The 16,785-nt window shown below is 65.5% G+C and carries 14 protein-coding genes and 1 pseudogene; 9 read left to right on the forward strand and 6 right to left on the reverse strand.

The window, feature by feature from the left end; all coding sequences use genetic code 11:
• The first annotated feature begins 37 nt into the window (after nucleotides 1-37).
• The 5 genes from ACQ4MJ_RS15415 to ACQ4MJ_RS15435 all read left to right on the forward strand — a co-directional run bounded on the left by ACQ4MJ_RS15415 (nucleotide 38) and on the right by ACQ4MJ_RS15435 (nucleotide 5,549).
• Nucleotides 38-1,480, forward strand: a complete 1,443-nt coding sequence (locus ACQ4MJ_RS15415; protein WP_431152058.1) for a glycosyltransferase — start codon at nucleotides 38-40, stop codon at nucleotides 1,478-1,480.
• A complete protein-coding gene (locus ACQ4MJ_RS15420; protein ID WP_431152057.1) occupies nucleotides 1,477-2,556 on the forward strand; it encodes a polymer-forming cytoskeletal protein in 1,080 nt (359 codons plus the stop codon). Before ACQ4MJ_RS15415 ends, ACQ4MJ_RS15420 begins: the two co-directional genes overlap by 4 nt.
• Nucleotides 2,557-2,712: 156 nt before the next feature.
• A complete protein-coding gene (locus tag ACQ4MJ_RS15425; protein ID WP_431152056.1) occupies nucleotides 2,713-3,414 on the forward strand; it encodes a hypothetical protein in 702 nt (233 codons plus the stop codon).
• 235 nt (nucleotides 3,415-3,649) lie between these two features.
• Nucleotides 3,650-4,726, forward strand: coding sequence for a hypothetical protein (locus tag ACQ4MJ_RS15430; RefSeq protein ID WP_431152055.1), 1,077 nt, complete (start codon nucleotides 3,650-3,652; stop codon nucleotides 4,724-4,726).
• A gap of 253 nt (nucleotides 4,727-4,979) precedes the next feature.
• Nucleotides 4,980-5,549 carry a helix-turn-helix domain-containing protein gene (locus tag ACQ4MJ_RS15435; protein WP_431152054.1) on the forward strand — a complete coding sequence of 190 codons (570 nt, stop codon included), beginning with the start codon at nucleotides 4,980-4,982 and terminating at the stop codon, nucleotides 5,547-5,549.
• A gap of 43 nt (nucleotides 5,550-5,592) precedes the next feature.
• Here the strand turns inward: ACQ4MJ_RS15435 and ACQ4MJ_RS15440 are convergent, their stop codons facing one another.
• Together ACQ4MJ_RS15440 and ACQ4MJ_RS15445 are read right to left on the reverse strand one after the other, a co-directional pair.
• Nucleotides 5,593-6,423: a YaiO family outer membrane beta-barrel protein gene (locus ACQ4MJ_RS15440; RefSeq protein WP_431152053.1), complete on the reverse strand. Its 831-nt coding sequence runs from the start codon at nucleotides 6,421-6,423 to the stop codon at nucleotides 5,593-5,595.
• Entirely contained in the window at nucleotides 6,420-7,475 is a 1,056-nt protein-coding gene (locus ACQ4MJ_RS15445) for a hypothetical protein (RefSeq protein WP_431152052.1), read from the reverse strand. The genes ACQ4MJ_RS15440 and ACQ4MJ_RS15445 overlap by 4 nt, the downstream gene beginning before the upstream one ends.
• A gap of 190 nt (nucleotides 7,476-7,665) precedes the next feature.
• On the opposite strand from ACQ4MJ_RS15445, the gene glmM reads away from it, so the two are divergent.
• Together glmM and glmU are read left to right on the forward strand one after the other, a co-directional pair.
• Nucleotides 7,666-9,051 (forward strand): phosphoglucosamine mutase, encoded by a 1,386-nt coding sequence (gene glmM, locus ACQ4MJ_RS15450; protein ID WP_431152051.1) that lies wholly within the window; start codon nucleotides 7,666-7,668, stop codon nucleotides 9,049-9,051.
• Between the two features lie 88 nt (nucleotides 9,052-9,139).
• Nucleotides 9,140-10,570 (forward strand): bifunctional UDP-N-acetylglucosamine diphosphorylase/glucosamine-1-phosphate N-acetyltransferase GlmU, encoded by a 1,431-nt coding sequence (gene glmU / locus ACQ4MJ_RS15455; protein ID WP_431152050.1) that lies wholly within the window; start codon nucleotides 9,140-9,142, stop codon nucleotides 10,568-10,570.
• A gap of 27 nt (nucleotides 10,571-10,597) precedes the next feature.
• On the opposite strand, the gene ACQ4MJ_RS15460 is transcribed toward glmU, so the two are convergent.
• Both ACQ4MJ_RS15460 and ACQ4MJ_RS15465 read right to left on the reverse strand, forming a co-directional pair.
• Entirely contained in the window at nucleotides 10,598-11,680 is a 1,083-nt protein-coding gene (locus ACQ4MJ_RS15460; RefSeq protein WP_431152049.1) for an adenylate/guanylate cyclase domain-containing protein, read from the reverse strand.
• A gap of 366 nt (nucleotides 11,681-12,046) precedes the next feature.
• Nucleotides 12,047-12,841: a metallophosphoesterase family protein gene (locus ACQ4MJ_RS15465; RefSeq protein ID WP_176888598.1), complete on the reverse strand. Its 795-nt coding sequence runs from the start codon at nucleotides 12,839-12,841 to the stop codon at nucleotides 12,047-12,049.
• A gap of 150 nt (nucleotides 12,842-12,991) precedes the next feature.
• On the opposite strand from ACQ4MJ_RS15465, the gene ACQ4MJ_RS15470 reads away from it, so the two are divergent.
• Nucleotides 12,992-13,729: a DUF2694 family protein gene (locus tag ACQ4MJ_RS15470; protein WP_431153059.1), complete on the forward strand. Its 738-nt coding sequence runs from the start codon at nucleotides 12,992-12,994 to the stop codon at nucleotides 13,727-13,729.
• Here ACQ4MJ_RS15470 and ACQ4MJ_RS15475 read toward each other — a convergent pair.
• Nucleotides 13,639-14,049, reverse strand: a pseudogene (locus ACQ4MJ_RS15475) (diacylglycerol/lipid kinase family protein); the annotation flags it as partial. The gene ACQ4MJ_RS15470 and the pseudogene ACQ4MJ_RS15475 overlap by 91 nt on opposite strands.
• Before the next feature lie 290 nt (nucleotides 14,050-14,339).
• On the opposite strand from ACQ4MJ_RS15475, the gene ACQ4MJ_RS15480 reads away from it, so the two are divergent.
• Nucleotides 14,340-15,194: a phosphatase PAP2 family protein gene (locus ACQ4MJ_RS15480; RefSeq protein WP_431152048.1), complete on the forward strand. Its 855-nt coding sequence runs from the start codon at nucleotides 14,340-14,342 to the stop codon at nucleotides 15,192-15,194.
• A gap of 17 nt (nucleotides 15,195-15,211) precedes the next feature.
• Here ACQ4MJ_RS15480 and urtE read toward each other — a convergent pair whose 3' ends face one another.
• Nucleotides 15,212-15,904 carry an urea ABC transporter ATP-binding subunit UrtE gene (gene urtE / locus ACQ4MJ_RS15485; protein ID WP_431152047.1) on the reverse strand — a complete coding sequence of 231 codons (693 nt, stop codon included), beginning with the start codon at nucleotides 15,902-15,904 and terminating at the stop codon, nucleotides 15,212-15,214.
• Between the last annotated feature and the right edge of the window lie 881 nt (nucleotides 15,905-16,785).

The raw sequence follows: 16,785 nt of genomic DNA on the forward strand, positions 1-16,785 counted from the left end.
AGCAAAAGGGCGAACCATGGATTCGAATCGGAGGGGCATGAGGCACCGTGTGGCTGCGCAGCTCACCGCCGCCCGGGGCTTGCCGTGGCGGACCTGCGTAGCGGCGGCAGCCGCCATGGGCGGCAGTGCGGCTGCGTGGGCGGCCTTGCTGCCGCTGCCTGCACGCTCGACAGACCCGCTGGCGCAATCCTGGGTGCCAGGGCCTGTGGCGCACACCATTCTGTCGGCAATGGCCGTGGTGCTGGCCCTGATCATCGTCGTCATGATGGTCTATGCGGCACGCCATGGCTTGCTCACGCTCAACCGCCTGCTTGGGCACCAGCGCCATCCCTACCTCGACATTGACCAGGCAGACTGGCCGCTGGTCACGGTCTTCATCGCCGCCCACAACGAGGAAAAGGTGATTGCCGGATGCCTGCAGGCCCTGCTCAACACCAACTATCCGCTGGAAAGGCTCAAGGTGGTGCCGGTCAATGACCGTTCCACCGACCGCACCCGCGAGATCATCGACGACTGGGTAAGCCGCTATCCGGGGCGCATCGTGCCGTTTCACCGCACCAAGGGCAAGCCCGGCAAGGCCGCAGCGCTCAAGGATGCCCTGCAACATGCGCAGGGCGACATCGTGATCATCTTTGATGCCGACTATGTGCCGGGCCGAGGCTTGCTCAAGCAGCTGGTGGCACCGTTTTTTGACCCCGAGGTGGGCGCAGTGATGGGACGTGTGGTGCCGGTCAACACCGGGGTGAACCTGCTCACGCGCATGCTCGATCTGGAACGCAGCGGCGGCTACCAGGTAGACCAGCAGGCCCGCATGAACCTGCGCCTGGTACCCCAGTACGGCGGCACCGTGGGCGGGGTGCGCTGCTCTGCCGTGGCGGCCGTCGGCGGATGGCATGACGACACGCTGGCCGAAGACACGGACATCACCTACCGCCTTCTGCTGAACGGCTGGAAAACCGTCTACACCAACCGCTCCGAGTGTTACGAAGAGGTGCCGCAGGACTGGCCGGTTCGCATCAAGCAGATCAAGCGTTGGGCCAAGGGGCACAACCAGGTGATGGTGCGCTACGGCCTGCGGTTTGCGTTCAGCCCGTATCTGAGCTGGCCCGAGCGGCTGGATGGCTTGTTGCTGCTGTTCGTCTTTGCGTTGCCGCCGCTGCTGCTGGTGGGCTGGCTGCTGGCCATCGGCTTGTATTTCTTCAACGCTGGCGACATGCTGACCGGTTTGATTTCGGTGTTCGCACTGATGGCCTACGGCACGCTGGGCAATTTTGCGGCGTTCTTCGAGATCGCGGTGGCGGTGCTGCTCGACGGTAAACGCCGGCGCCTGCGCTTGCTGCCTTTGAGCCTGTTGGGTTTCATCATCAGCCTGTTCGCCATTTCGTCCTCCGTGTGGGGGCAGTTGATGGACAAGCTCTTGCGCCGCGACATGGTGTGGGACAAGACGGTGCGCTACCGCCAGCCGAGCGTCGAACAATGAACACCACCTTGTTCTACCTGGCTTTCCTTTTGCTCAGCGTGGCCTTGGCAGTGATTGCCTTTGGCCCCACCTGGCGCGAGTGGAGGCACCCCACAGATACCGCAGCGTTGCAGGTGTTGCCGCAATACACAACCGACATCGAACATTTTTCCGACCGGTTCCGGGCGCTGGTGCAGGCGCACCAGACGCAGTTGCCTAGTCCGTTGTCCAGCCCTACCACCATTGATTTTGATTTCGCACCCGTTGCGCTGGAGGGCATGAACTGGGCCGCCATGCGCCGCCCGCTGGTGTGCCTGGGGTCGATCAAGCCCCAGGGCGCCATCGTGTGCTCGGCCCCCGTCTTCATTCATGGCGACTTTGAAGCCCAGGCCAACAGCCGTTTTGTGGGCCTGCTGGCCCAAGGGCGCATCTGGCTGGGCGCGGGGTGCGAGGTGGGGCAATGGGCGCACGCAGATGCATCACTGCATCTGATGCGGGGTTGCTCCGGGCTGCGACGCCTGTCGTCGGCCACCTCCGTGGAGCTGGAGGCGGACTGCTGTTTTGAGCGAATTCAGGCACCCAGTATTTCCTTCGGCGACGATGCCACCGTGGAGCCGGAACGCGAGTCTCACGCACTGGTCGATGCAAGTTTTGAGCGGCTGGAAGGCGCGGTGCGACAGAGCGACCATGTCACGCTGATCCGGGGCAATTGCAAGCTGCCGCGCATGCACCGCTACCACGGATCGCTGGTGGTCACCGGGCGCCTGCTGATTGGTGCGGGCACGGAAATTCTGGGCGATGTCAAAGCGCGGGACGGCATCGTCATGGGGGCCGGGGCCCGGGTTCAGGGGGCGCTGTGCAGTGAAAAACAGATCCAGATTCTGGACCACGCCCATGTCACGGGGCCGCTGGTCTCGGAGTCAGGCATCTTGCTGGGAGCGGGCGTTCAGGTGGGTACGCCGCAGGCGCTCACCACGGTCAGCGCCGAGACCATCATGGCCGAAGCCGGGGCCCGTGCCCATGGAACGGTATGGGCACGCCGTCTCGGGGTTGTATGGACAGCCGGAGCTGCCACCCCCACAGCGTCCTTTCATTGATCCGGAACCTGAGGGCTCTCTGTGCCACATCCATCCCCCATTGCCCACAGCCGGCAAGACCGTGAGACCGCCTTTGCCGCTGCCAGGGATCTTTTGGCACGTGCTCAGCAAACACACACACACCAGCTGACCCACCGGGCGCTGGGCCGCGTTCGCATGAGTCCGTGGCTTTTGCTGCAGATGGTGGGGTTGCCCCTGGCATGGCTGGCGCTACTTTACGGCTTGCGGGAGCCTTTGTACGGCTTCTGGCGCAGCTATCTGCTGACCTGGGCGCAATGGCTTCAGTTGCCGCTCGTGCCCGCCGACGTGCTTTCCCGCCAGGATCTGCTGGGCTTGAGCTGGTCGCCCGGCGCCAGCGACCTGGGCTTGACCACCACCACCGGCGCGGCGCTCGCTGCGGTGGTGGTCGTTGCGGCATGGGGGCTGTCGCTGCGCCTGCGCGGGCGCTGGTTGCCCGCCCAATACTTGGTGCGCGTGCTGTGTGTGGTGCAAGCGCTGGCCCTGCTGTATTTCTGGTTCGCGCCCATGCCGTTCCCCCACCAGCTGCTGAGCCATGCGGTGGACCTGCTGGATGCAGGCTATCTGCTGATGTTGTCGATACCGGTGCTGATGGCGCTGGGCTACTACCCGCTGCAGATCAGCTGGCAGGCCAAAGTCGTGCACACGCTGCTCATCCTCATGTTTTTTGGGGTCATGGTGCCGCAGCAGGCGCTGGTGCACCTGCTGATCCTGCAGCACCTGTCGGTGGTCTTCATGCCGGTTTTGTACCTGTGCTTTGGAGCCCTGTTCGACATGATGGTTTTTGTGGCCCTTTACGCATGGGCTGCAAGCACGGCCCCTCTGTCCGCCACCCATTGAGAGGCAGCCGGGCGCCCTGCAAACTCGACGCCTTCCATACGCCCAAAATCGCCGTGTGAGCGGATCGGTACGCCTACGTACGGCGCCGAATAAATGCGGGCAATCTTCGCAAAATCAGGTCGCTGTCCTTTTCCCCGGGGGCGGCGGCCTTCCTGGCAGTGCGCCATTTTTTTCTGCGCTGTTGCTCTCCAGATGATGAAAGCGGTGTTCGGGTCTTCATTCGGAGATTGGGCACATGCAGCGTCGTTCATTGATCACCAAGGTGCCAGCGGCACTGGCCGCAGGTTGGCTCCTGGGCACCTCAGCCCGGGCGGCAATCGATTCAACCCCCATCGATGCAGTGGCCGAGATCAAGGCGCTGCGCATTCCATCAGGACCCTATGCCGGCGGCTATGAGCTGGCACCCAATGGGGGCCTCAACTGGTACTTTGCCAACCTGGGGCTGGTTGCCATCGTCCCCATGCTGGGCGCCGCCGATCTGCAGTCCCACGTGCTGCCGTACCTCAACCTGTACCTGGCGAATGTCAACGCCGCCACCAGCACCATTGCAGACATTGAATTGCCGTATGGGCGTGCCAACACCTCAGTGTTCAAAAAAGTGGCATCCGATTCGGACGATTCCTATGCCGCCACGTTTTTATCGCTGGCCACACGCTATGTGGTGACCAGCGGCAACTGGGCCTGGTGGGAGTCGAACAAGGCTGCCCTGAAAAACATGGCCTATCGCAATCTGGCGCTGACCGCCAAGCCTTCGGGTTTGACATCGGTCTTTCAGTCGCCGCGCAACCAGAGCAATTCCAGCGGATACCTCATGGACAACTGCGAGGGCTATCGGGGTCTGCGCGATTTCGCGGCCTTGTTGCGGTCGCGCAGCGAGCTGCACGAAGCCAACTACTACGACTTGCTGGCGTCCAACACTGCAGAGGGCGTATCGCGCTTTCTCTTCAAGGCACCCACGCAAGCATTCTTGTCGAGTGACGCAACGCCCGCACTGACCGCAGACTTCTACCCCGGGACCACTTGCCAAGTCTACCCGCAGGCCTTTGGGCTGAGAGAACTGGCTGGGCAATTCACGGCCGGTTGGAACTACTTCAACACACACACACCCGGTTGGGAAACGGGAAGCCACGACCCGTTTCCCTGGGCCATTCTGGGTTATGTCGCTGCCCTGCGCGGGCAAACTGGGCTGGCCAGCGCGCAACTGGCGACGATCGACAAGCTGTTTGCAGCCAACCGCAGACTGGTGACGATCAATGAACTGGGCTTCTACCAGCGCACAAAGTCCGTGCTGGCTGGCAACCTGTCGGCCTGAAGGCCCACGCGCCCCCAGTACGCTAACAGACAGATAGGGAGGGAGGGAGCCACCAGAATGGACTGCAGTCCATCCCGGACTTCCAAAAAAGCCGCATATCGACCAATCCCTCGCCAACCGCCTGCTGGCCCTGCTACGGCCCGCAGAGCGGTCACGCCTTCTGTCGCGAGCCGAGTGGGTCGAACTGGACCGCCAGCAAATGCTAGGGCGGGCTGGCGAGCGGCTCAGCCATGTGTACTTCCCGACGAACAGCATGGTCTCGCTCCTGTCGAACCTGAATGGCGCGCGCAATTGCGGGGCCAGCCAGCTCGGATTTGAGGGGATGCTGGGCGCCGGTACAGGGTCAGGAGTGTCGGCGTCCGCCTTCGACGCCGTGGTGTCGGGGGCAGGCCAGGCCTGGCGGATCCGACTGAATATCTGGCGCGGCCAGTGCCTTGCCAGCCGGTCGCTGCGGGTGATCGCCGCCCGCTACCAATATGTCCAGCTGTCGCAGATGGGAACCATGGTGGCTTGTGTGCACTGTCACTCGCTCGCTCAGCGACTGGCCCGGTTGCTGCTGGCAAGCACCACCCAGTTGCGCAGCCCGGATATCGAGATGACACATGCCGGGTTGGCCAAGCTTCTAGGCGTTCGCCGTGCGGGCGTGACCGTTGCAGCGGGCCAGCTGCAAGAGCGTGGTGTGATCCAGTACGCGCGCGGGCACATCCTGGTGCTGGACAGCCCGGCGTTGCTGGCACAAAGCTGCGGCTGTTTTCTCCAGGACAAGCGAATCTATGAACAGGTGATGTCGGGCTCGCTACAGCGTCGGCTCCCACACACTTGAAGCCACGCACGCTGGGCTGTCGAAGCGCCGCGCAAGCACAACGCTACGGCAGTTCCCAAAACAGCGACAGCCTGGCGCCGTTGCGATCGTAGAAAGGATTGCTGTAGCGCTCCATGCCCGCCGTAAACCCCCATTGAGGGCCGACCCACTGGCGCAGTGTGAGCTGAGATTGCCGACTGTCAAAGTTGACCAGGGACGCACCGCCCCCAATGGCTTGGTAGCCCTCGGCGCCCCAGCCATGGCGCGCGATCACCTGGGTCTGTTTTGCGCGGCCCCAGGTCGCGGCCACAAACTGCTGGTGCGTACGTACCTGCCCGGGGGAGCTGTTGTTGAAGCGCACCTCTGCCTGCACCACCCAGGGCGACTCGAAGTAGTAGGTGGAGCCCAGGCTGATGTTGCGGTCGATGTGGCCATCGGGCGCACGGTAGTAGCCCGCGCCCAGTGTGGCAACCCATTGGCGAGACGCCAGCAATTTGCGGTTGACGAAGCCGTCCACCCGATAGCGCGGCAGGTAAGCGGCCCCGTCGCCTGCGCCCACAGACACCGCAGTGAACCAGTCTTCGTTCAGGGTCCAGGTGTCGGACAACCCGATGAACCGGCCAGACTCGCCAAAACGCCGCATGGTGGCGACTTCTGCGGCCCAGAGATGGCTGCCCATCCCGTACTGGCCGCGCACGCCGGTCTCATGCCAGTTGCCATAACCGTTGCTGAGGTGGTGGCTGCTGGCATAGGCCTCAAGACCCCGAACGGGCGCGGGAAGGTCCGCCGCAGCGGTGCCTTGCGCGTGGGCCACTGGCAGGCAGGCCGCCATGCACCCGAGGGCCAAAACAAGGGCGCGGGCGCCGGTGGAAGCGCGGGATGGAAGAGCGTTCATGATGCGGGGTGGGAGGAGTTGCTGGGAACGGTGCAGGCGGTGGTCTCCGGGGCCGGTGTGATGGCGCGCGCTTGCAAGATTTGTGCAGCGACTTCGTCCGTCACCGTCCAATGGGCGCTGTGCCGGTGCGGCAGCGCGGACTGCAGCCAGCAACGTGCGGAGGGAATATCGTTTTGCTGCAGCGCCACGATGGCGACCAGGCCCCACGCAAAGTCGCCCTTCACCTGGGCGAGCCACTCGGTGCGGTGCTCCTCCATCCAGCGGCGGTAATGGGCACGCGCCCCCCCCGGAATGAGCGGAAAGCGCACCAGCAAGGGAAAGATCTGCGCCACCGCATCGGGGTAGAAGGCATGGGTGGTGTCACGCTGGCCTGGCTGGGTTGAGACCAGAAAGCGCTTGCGCTGCCCGTCCCAGAACACGGACGCCAGTGTTTTGGTGAAGCTGGGATGGCGAGCGCTTTCTGCAGCCCTGTGGGTAAAGGCGTATTCCCACAGCTCCAGGTTGTCCATCAACAGGCCATGCTGGTACACCGGGGAGACCAGGTAGATGCCCTTGCCCGGATCGACCAACTTGGCCAGCGCTGCGCTGGTGGCCGTGCGGCTGCGCACCCATGCGGCCTGGCTGCGCTGCGCGGCGGGCAGGGTGTCCATGAAAGCCAGCCACAGGCCGAGCTGGGAATCGTCGGCGTCGGCCGTCTTGCAGGCGGCCCACACCGGGCCGTTGCGGCAAAAGCGGTCGAACGTGGCGTCGGGCTTTTGCCGTGGCAACAGCCATGCACCCCACGCTTTGGCAGGTACAGAAATATCCAGCCCGTGGCTGTGCGCCAGCAGCAGGGCCTGCAGCGCGAAGTACGGGTCCACCGTATCCCCGCCGTGCTGCACCGTGATCGCGCCCGAGGCATCGGAATACCCTGCCAAGTCGAGCGTTGCGGCAGGGGCGCCGAACGATGCCCCAATCGCAGCCCAGGTGATGGCGCTGCGGACAAGCCGTTGCAGGCATTGCCGGGGGCGCCACAGGCTGCGTCGCGATCGCGGTGGGGAGTGTGGGTTCAATGGGAGATCCGTGGCATGGGCTGACATGTTCAGCGCCATCGCACCACACGGTCTGTGCGCTGGCGAACACATGCGGGAGGTGTTCGCCAGCGCACAGACCACCCCTGCCGCCAGAAATTATGTTTCGCCCTCGCCCTGGTCTCCGGCGAAACAGATGGAGATGGCGAATCTTCCATACCAAGGACCCCCCATGAAGACGCAAAAGATGTTTGGAACCGACGGGGTGCGCGCCCCGGTCGGCATGGAGCCCATGACGCCCCAGACCATCATGCGCTTGGCGCATGCCTGCGGCCAGCTGCTGCACCGCACGCACACCGGCCCCAATCCCCGGCCCGTGGTCGCCGTGGGCACCGATACGCGGGGGTCGGCGCCGATGTTCGAGGCGGCGCTACAGGCGGGTTTCTCGGCGGCGGGCGTGGACACCGTGATGTGCGGCGAGCTGCCCACCCCGGGCGTGGCCTACCTGACGCGCCTGCGCGGCTACCAGGCCGGGGTGGTGGTGAGTGCATCGCACAACCCTTGTGAAGACAACGGGGTGAAGTTCTTCTCGGCCACGGGCGACAAGCTGCCCGACGGCATGGAAGCCGACATTGAACGCACCATGGACCAGCCCATGGTGTGCCTGCCCTCCTCCCAGTTGGGGCGCGTATCGCAGCTGCCAGAGGCGTCCAGCCTGTACATCGAGTTTTGCCGCAAGGCCGTACCTGCGGGCGTGCACCTGCGGGGCATGAAGATCGTGGTTGACGCCGCCCATGGGGCCTGCCACCGCATCGCGCCGGAAGTGTTCCGGCAGCTGGGCGCAGAGGTTATTGCGGTGGGCGCCTCGCCCGATGGGCAGAACATCAACGACAAGGTCGGCGCCACGTCGCCGCAGCACCTGAGCGCAGCCGTGCTGGCCCACCAGGCGGACGTCGGGGTGGCGCTGGATGGTGATGGAGACCGGCTGGTGATGGTGGACAGCGACGGCCGCATCTTCGCGGGCGACGAGTTGCTGTACGTGCTGGCCGTCGATGCCCAGACCAACGATGGTCTGCAGGGTGGCGTGGTGGGCACGGTGATGAGCAACCAGGGGCTGGAGCTGGCGCTGCAGCGCCGTGGGATCGGTTTTGCACGCTCTGCAGTGGGTGACCGCCATGTGCTGGAGCTGCTCAAGCAGCGCGGCTGGCGCCTGGGGGGCGAGGGCTCCGGGCACCTGATTGGGCTGGACTGGCACAGCACAGGGGACGGCGTGATGTCCGCCCTGCGCGTTGTGGCCGCGATGCAGCGCTCGCAACGCAGCCTGGCCCAGCTGTGTGGCGACCTGCGCATGAACGCCCAGTGCCTGGTCAATGTGCCTGTCACCCCGGGCGCCGGGATGGGCGATGGAGCGTGGATACCGCATTTCCAGCTGCGCGCAGAACAGGCGCTGGGCGACGATGGGCGGATGCTGCTGCGCGCCTCGGGCACTGAGCCTGTCGTCAGGGTGCTGGTCGAGTGCCGCACCGCGTTGCGGGCACAGCAAATGGCCAGCCGATTTGCGCAGGAAGTCTGCCAGCTGTTGGCCCTGCCTGTGGCCCCGCAGACCGCCACGGCCTGAAACTGCGGCCACGCACTCCAGGCCGACGTGCCGGCAGCCCCTTGGCATTGCAGGGGGCGTCCGGCCGCGCCCAGAACACCCACACCCCATGACCCCACTCGACATCCTCATCCTGGCGGCCGGCAAGGGCACGCGCATGAAAAGCCGCCTGCCCAAGGTCCTGCAGCGCCTGGCCGGCCGCCCCCTGCTGCACCATGTGCTGGACCAGGCCGCGCACCTGCAGGCGCGCAGCGCCATCGTCATCACCGGCCATGGCGCTACAGAAGTAGAAGCGGCTACCGCAGGTGCAGCAGGCGATGGCGCCTCTTTTGACCTCAAATTCGTGCGCCAGGAACCCCAGCTGGGCACGGGCCATGCCGTGTTGCAGGCCGTGCCGCACCTGCGCGAAGACGGCACGGTGGTGGTGCTCTCGGGCGATGTGCCCCTGACCCAGGCCGACACCCTGCGCGCCCTGGTGGCTGCCAGCGGTGGCGAGCGGCTGGCGCTGCTCACGGTGACCCTGCCCGATCCCACGGGCTATGGCCGCATCGTGCGCAATACATCGGATGCCGTGCAAGGCATCGTCGAACACAAGGACGCGAGCGACGCCCAGCGCGCCATCACCGAGATCTACAGCGGCATCATGGCCGTGCCCGCGCGGTTGCTCACGCCCTGGCTGGCGCGGCTGACCAACAACAACGCGCAGGGCGAGTACTACCTCACCGACATCGTCGCCATGGCCGTGGCCGACGGTGTGCCCGTGGTGGCCCACCGCATCACCGACGCTCTGCAGGTGGCAGGCGTCAACAGCCCGCTGCAACTGGCCGAGCTGGAGCGTGCGCACCAACTGCGCCAGGCGCGGGCGCTGATGGAGCAGGGCGTGCGCCTGGCCGACCCGGCCCGGTTCGATGTGCGCGACGACACCCGCACCGGCGTGCGTGGCGAGCTGGTCTGCGGGCAGGATGTGGAGATTGATGTGAACTGCGTCTTCACCGGCCGTGTGGAGCTGGGCGAGGGCGTGAGCATTGGCGCGAACTGCTGCATTGCCAACGCACGCATCGCAGCAGGCGCGGTGATCCACCCCTACACCCACATCGACGGCGAAAAGCTGGGCGCCACCGTGGGCGAGGGCGCGCTGATCGGCCCGTTTGCCCGCCTGCGCCCCGGCGCCCAACTGGGCCGCGAGGTGCACATCGGCAACTTTGTGGAAGTGAAGAATTCCACCCTGGCTGATGGTGCCAAGGCCAACCACCTGGCCTACCTAGGGGACGCCACGGTGGGCGAACGCGTGAACTACGGCGCAGGCAGCATCACCGCCAACTACGACGGCGCCAACAAGCATCGCACGGTGATCGAGGCCGATGTGCATGTGGGCAGCAACTGCGTGCTGGTGGCGCCCGTGACCATTGGTGCGGGCGGCACGGTGGGTGGTGGCAGCACGATTACCAAGAGCACGGCGCCGGGGGCGCTGAGTGTGGCGCGGGGCAAGCAGGTGAGCATTGCCAACTGGGCGAGGCCCGCCAAACAACCCAAGCCATGAGCGCGCCAGACGCCAGGGCGAGGCCTTTCAGTGCGCCACCAGCAGCTGCACAAACATCTGCACCTTGGCGTGGCATTCGGCACTGATGGAGGTGAACTCCAGCCCGGCCACCCACTCGTCGCCTTCCTGTTTCAAGGTGATGACGCGCGCGTAAACATCAGCCACGCGGTAGTCGACCAAAGGCAGCTCAAACTCCAGCTTGATCTCGCTGTGTGGCTCCAGCGGCTCGATCAGCTCCACCAGCAGGCCGTGGTAGCCGATGTCGCGGATGGCGCCGTGCACGATGTGGGGCACCACGATCTTGTCCTGCATGCGCTGGCACAGGCAGGGCAGGCGCGCATCCACACGGTGGCTGCGGCGAAACTCCTGGCGCGGCACCTTGAGTTTTTGCGATGGGATTGCGATCAGCTCGCGCAGGCTCACGGGCTGCGTGCGGCCCTTGACGTAGACCTGCATGGGGGCAGACGCCGACACCAGACCCCAGCAGCGCTGGTACGTCGTGTCGCTGATGAGCACCTGGCCACGCAGGCTCAGCGCCTCGATGCGCGAGGCCAGATTGACGGCCTCGCCGATCACTGTGTATTCGGAATACACGTCCGAGCCAAAACGCCCCGCCATCACCGTGCCCGTGTTCACGCCAATGCCCAAAAAAACCTCGGGCAGCCGCTCGCGCAGGTGGGCGAGGTTCAGCTCGCGCATGGCCATCTGCATCTCCACGGCACACAGCAGCGCGCGATCCACATCGTCCTCGCGCGCCACGGGCGCACCGAACAGCACCATGATCGAGTCGCCCATGAACTTGTCGATGCTGCCCTGGTACTTGAACACCACTTCGGACAACCGCGCCAGGCAGCGGTTGAGCGCCGCAATCACCACCGACGCCGGTTGCGAGCCCGACAGTGCGGTGAACCCGCGCAGGTCGGCGAGCAGGATGGTGACCTCACGTGGGGCCACAGACCGGTCATCGGTGGCCGCACCTTCCGGGCCGTCGCCCTGGCGCAGGATGGCAGCCATCTCGGCGAGGGCTTCTTCGCGCAGCGGCGTGCCGGTCTCGCGCTCGATCAGCGTCTGCAGGCGGCGCACCGCATCGTGGTGGAATTCTTTGTGCATGGCGCGGGGGAGGTGGGGGTGTTCGTTGGTATAGGGGGCATCACCGGCCCCCTGCCAGCCAGAATAGGCGGGGCAGCCCCCGACGGTCAACCAGTGAAAACACTCCGGGCAAAACCGCAACAGCGAGCGCGGCCGGGCTCCCTTCCCCCGCGGTGGAGGATTTGGGAGAGGGGCAGGCCAAGCGCCACGCCGGTACAGCCCCGTCCCCTGCACCTTTCGCACAAGAGGGAGGAGCGATGCGCCTGCTCAGAACCTGCGCTCTGAATATTTAGTGTTTTTTTGGCATCTAACGCTTATCCAGAAAGCGCTTGTAGCTACCAAAATAGGAGTATCTTGATGGGCAACACTGCTTATACAGCGTGTGGCTCACTCCGCCCCCACCGCCTGCCGCAGCACACACACAAACTCCCCCGCCGCTTCGTCGTAGTCCCAGCGCGCGGCATAGCGGGCCCAGCCCCCCACGGCTGCGCCTGAGGCTTCTACCGTCAGCACCACCAGGCTGTTGGGGCTGCCGTGGCGCAGGCGGTGCGACACCGCCGTGCCCGCGCGGCAGGCCCACAGGCCCGGCAGGGGCTGCAACACGCTGGGTTCATGCACGTGGCCTGACAGCAGCATATGGGCGCCCGCCGCGCGCCAGCGTTGCAATGCTTCGTCCGCCCGGTGGGGCCGGTGCGCGCGGTCGGCGGCGTCGCGGGACACCAGGGGGTGGTGGCTGGCCACGATGCGCCAGGCATCCGGCGGGGCGCGCGCCAGCAGCATGGCCACATGATCGATCTGCGCCGACGACAGGCTGCCCCGCTCGTGCCGCCAGGCGCGGGTGGTGTTCACGCCCACCACATAAAAGGCGCCCATCTGCCGCACAGGCTCCTGGTCGATGCCGAACTGGTGGGCATAGCGCTCGTAGGCGCGGCCCCAGCGCATCCACCAGGCAAACAGCGGCAGGTCGTGGTTGCCCGCCAGCACCAGGGTAGAGCGGGCATGCAGGCCTTTGACAAATCGCGCGGCCTGCTCAAACTGCACCGCGGTGGCGCGCTGCGTAAGGTCGCCCGACACCACCACCATCGCCACGCCCAGCCGCTGCGCCAGCCGTTGGGCCGCCGCACACACCGCAGGATCGTGTGCGCCGAAGTGCAGATCCGAGAGGTGCATCAAAACGGTCATCGGTGCTTTCTGAAGAGGTGTCTTTTGCCCTGGGACGTGCTGGCGTTAGAGGCTGAGAGTTTTTTAGCCGGGCTCGAGTCGCGACGTTTTTGCGTGCAAGGCGGGCATGGATAAAGGACTTTCAGTCTCTCAAACCAGTGTCATGCAGGCATGAGACCGGGCACCGACGCGGGCTCTGGCGCTGCAACTGGCGCACCCTGGGTCTCGCCCTCCTGCTCATCATCACGCATCAAGGTGGTGGGCGCCACCAGCCACAGCGGGCGCTCGCTCAGGCGGAAATGCAGGGGCGGCACCATCCATTCGCGCTCGCCATCAAACGCCAGCTTAACTTGCGGTGGGCGCCAACTGGCGGGGGTGACGGTCAGCTCGGTACAGGCCATGCTGACCACGGCATTGTCTTTGTGCAGCTGCCCCGTGGCCGCGTTCCACACGGTGCGCGCTATGGCCCAGCGGCCTTGGGGCTTGAGCATGACCACGGCCAGCTTGCCGCCGTCGGCCACTGTTTGCGCCTGCGGCAGGCCCATGCGGTCGAGCTGCAAAGGGTTGTTGCCCACAAACAGCGTGGTGACCAGATGCTCCTCTTGCTGCGCCTGGGCACCACGGTCGGTCTTCATCACTACGCGCCAGCGGCGGCCCGCCGAGGGGCGGAACATGCTCCATACCGCAGCCGCCACGGCCACCCAGCGCTTTCGACCAAAGCGGCGCGAGGCCATTTCGCGGTCGGCCAGCATCTTGGGGTACAGGCCCACACTGGCGTTGACCACAAACATGCGCCGGTTGACAAAACCGACCTGCACCGGGCGCAGGTCGCCGTTGCGCAGCGCCTGCAGCAGGTCTTGCACGGCGGTTTCGGGGTCCAGCGCCAGGCCGTGTTCGCGACTGAAGTAGTTGAAAGTGCCCATGGGCACCACCCCCAGTGGCACCCCCGCCAGCAGCGCCGCCGAGGCCACGGCGTTGATGGTGCCGTCACCCCCTGCCGCCACCACCAGCCCGCCATCGGCCAGCGCAGCCTGCGCGGCATCGCGCGCCAGCTGCACGATGTCGCCGCGCTGGTCGGGCACATGCCAGACCACGTCGTGCTCCTGCAAGGCGGGCACGCCTTCCAGCTTGGCGCGCAGCAGGTCCAGGTCGGCCCCGGGGCGCTTGGGCACCACTAGGTGGATGGGCCCGTGGGGACGGACAGGATGGGGATGCTCGGAAGGGGTCATGGTTCGACGGCTGCGTCAGGAGGCAACGCCTGGAGCGTCGGGCACGGATTGTGCCCGGGAGCCCCCTGCAGCCATCCTGAATTGTGTAATGCGGTGACCTGAATGATCGCCCCGCCGCGCCCCTGCCGCAGCCAGCAGCTGCGCCCTTGCCCTGTCAGAGTTTGCCGACAGACGCCCCATGGCAAGGGGGCATACACCTTCGCTGTGGCGGGGTGTAGGGAACTCGGTTACAACGCCCGGCTCCCTCATATTGACTTCCAAAACAAAACGCAGAAAGCCACCAGCACCCGATGACGACAACGACACTCACGACCCCGATGGACCTTGCCGCGCTGGGGGCGCTGCTGGCGCGCTACCCGATGGAATGGTGGGTGGCAGGCATGGTGGCCTCGGCCCTGGTGGGCGCGCTGGCCTTGGTCGGCTTGCGAACCGCGCAGCACCACAGCCCGCCGCTGCGCAGGTTTTTGCCCGCGCAGGCGTATGGGGTGGTGCTGGCCGCCATGGGAGCCAGCGCATTCGCACTGGTGCTGGCGGGCGCCACGATGGCCGAACTGGCCGAAAGCTGGAGCGAGGGCGGCCGTTGGGGAACACTGGACGATGCCATTGCGCAAGGACTGCGCACGCACGCCGACACGGCCGTGCTGCAGTGGTTTGCGGTGCTAACGCACCTGGGCGATTCGTGGGTGCTGACTGGGTGCACCGTGGTGGTGGCGGCGCTGCTGTGGGCGTGCCAGCAGCGCCTACTGGCCACCGGCTGGCTGGTGGCCCTGGCGGGCAATGGTGCACTGACCAAGATCCTGAAAAAACTGTTCGAACGCGTGCGGCCGGAACACGAACATGGCATTGCACAGGCCCACGGTTTCAGCTTTCCAAGCGGGCACAGCAGCGCGTCGATGGCGGCCTTCGCCATGCTGGCCTACCTGGCTACCCGCCTGCTGCCAAGGCCCTGGCACCTGCCTGCGGTGCTGGCAGCGGGTGCGCTCATCTTCACCACTGGCTGGAGCCGCGTGGTGCTGCAGGTGCACTACGCCAGCGATGTGCTGGCGGGCTGGCTGCTGGCGGGCACCTGGGTGCTGTGCACGGTGCTGATCATGGAGAGTGTGTCGCGCTGGCGTGGTTCACAAAACCGCCTGGTGCAGGCCTGAGCGTCTGTCGCCTTCATTCAGATGGCGACCAGATTGCGAATTCCCTTGGCTTCCATCTCGCTGCCCGGGCCGCGCGCAATCACTTCGCCGCGCTCCATCACTAGGTAGTCGTCGGCCAGCTCCTGCGCGAAGTCGTAGTACTGCTCGCACAGCAGGATGGCCATTTCACCCTTGTCGGCCAGCATGCGAATGACGCGGCCGATGTCTTTGATGATGCTGGGCTGGATGCCTTCGGTGGGCTCGTCGAGGATCAGCAGACGTGGGCCGGGGGCCAGGGCACGGGCGATGGCCAGCTGCTGCTGTTGCCCGCCGGATAGGTCACCACCCCGGCGCTTGAGCATCTGCTTGAGCACGGGAAACAGCTCGTACAGGTGCGGGGGCACGGGCGTGGAGCCGCTTTTGTAGGCCAGGCCCATGCGCAGGTTTTCTTCGACCGTGAGGCGGCCGAAGATTTCGCGGCCTTGGGGGACGAAGCCGATGCCTGCTCTCGCCCGGTCATAGGGAGTGGTTTTGTCGATGGGTTTGCCGTCGAACGTGATGCACCCGCTTTTGATGGGGACGAGGCCCATGAGGCTTTTGAGCAGCGTGGTTTTGCCGACGCCGTTGCGGCCTAGCAGGACGGTGACTTTGCCGGCCTGGGCGGTGAGGCTCACGTCGCGCAGGATGTGGGAGCCGCCGTAGTACTGGTTGATGTTTTGGACGGTGAGCATGGTGGTTTCTTGAGTGTTTTTGGCCTCTGGCGCTTATTCAGCAAGCGGTAATAGCTATATTGTTGATAGCCTTCACTGCCCGTTTGGGCTGAGCTTGTCGAAGCCGGGGCTCTCGTGCTGATCTGGCCGCGTGCCTTTGTTGAGGGCGGGAGCCGGGGTGTGCGCCCGGCGGCGCAGTAACTTTCTCTTGCCTCGCCAAGAGAAAGTCACCAAAGAGAAGGCGACCCTACTGTGCGCGTCCCTTCGCTGCGCTACGGGCAACCTGTGATGCTCGGGCAGAGGGTGCCACCGCAGAACTCGCTGCGCGCCTTTGGCGCTCCGCTCGAACAACTGCGGTGAGTCAGTGCACGAAGTGCGTGTGTCCTTCGGCACACGCACGCACCCCCTGCCCTGCGCTTCTCGGCACGCACAGAAGGGAACCCGGGGATCGGACATCCACACGGGCCATTGCTTCGCTGCGCTGCGCTCGGCCCCATCTCGCGGGCGCAAACGCCACGCGCTGCGCACACGCGGCCGAGCGAAGCAAAGGCCCGTGTGGATGTTTGGATGTTCGGCTGTCCCTCCCCTGCTGGCTGCGCCTGCGACGGGGCGGTTGCGGGGTGAGCATGGGCGTCGAAGCGCCCATGCTTCGTGAACTGACTCGCCGTGGTTGTCCGAGCGGAGCGCCGCAGGCGCGCAGCGAGTTCTGCGGCGCACCCCGCGACCGCCCAGACGCAGGTTTACCCCTTCGCAACGCGAAGGGGTCGCAGACTGGGGGTCGCCTTTCTTTTGCTTACTTTTCTTTGGCGAAGCAAAGAAAAGTGAGTCGCCTGCCGGGGCGACAACCCGGCCTCCGCACTCAACACAAGCACACCGCCCAAACCAGCGCGCAAGCCCCGGCT

This window comes from Acidovorax facilis, assembly GCF_050626955.1.
Lineage (GTDB): Bacteria > Pseudomonadota > Gammaproteobacteria > Burkholderiales > Burkholderiaceae_C > Acidovorax > Acidovorax facilis.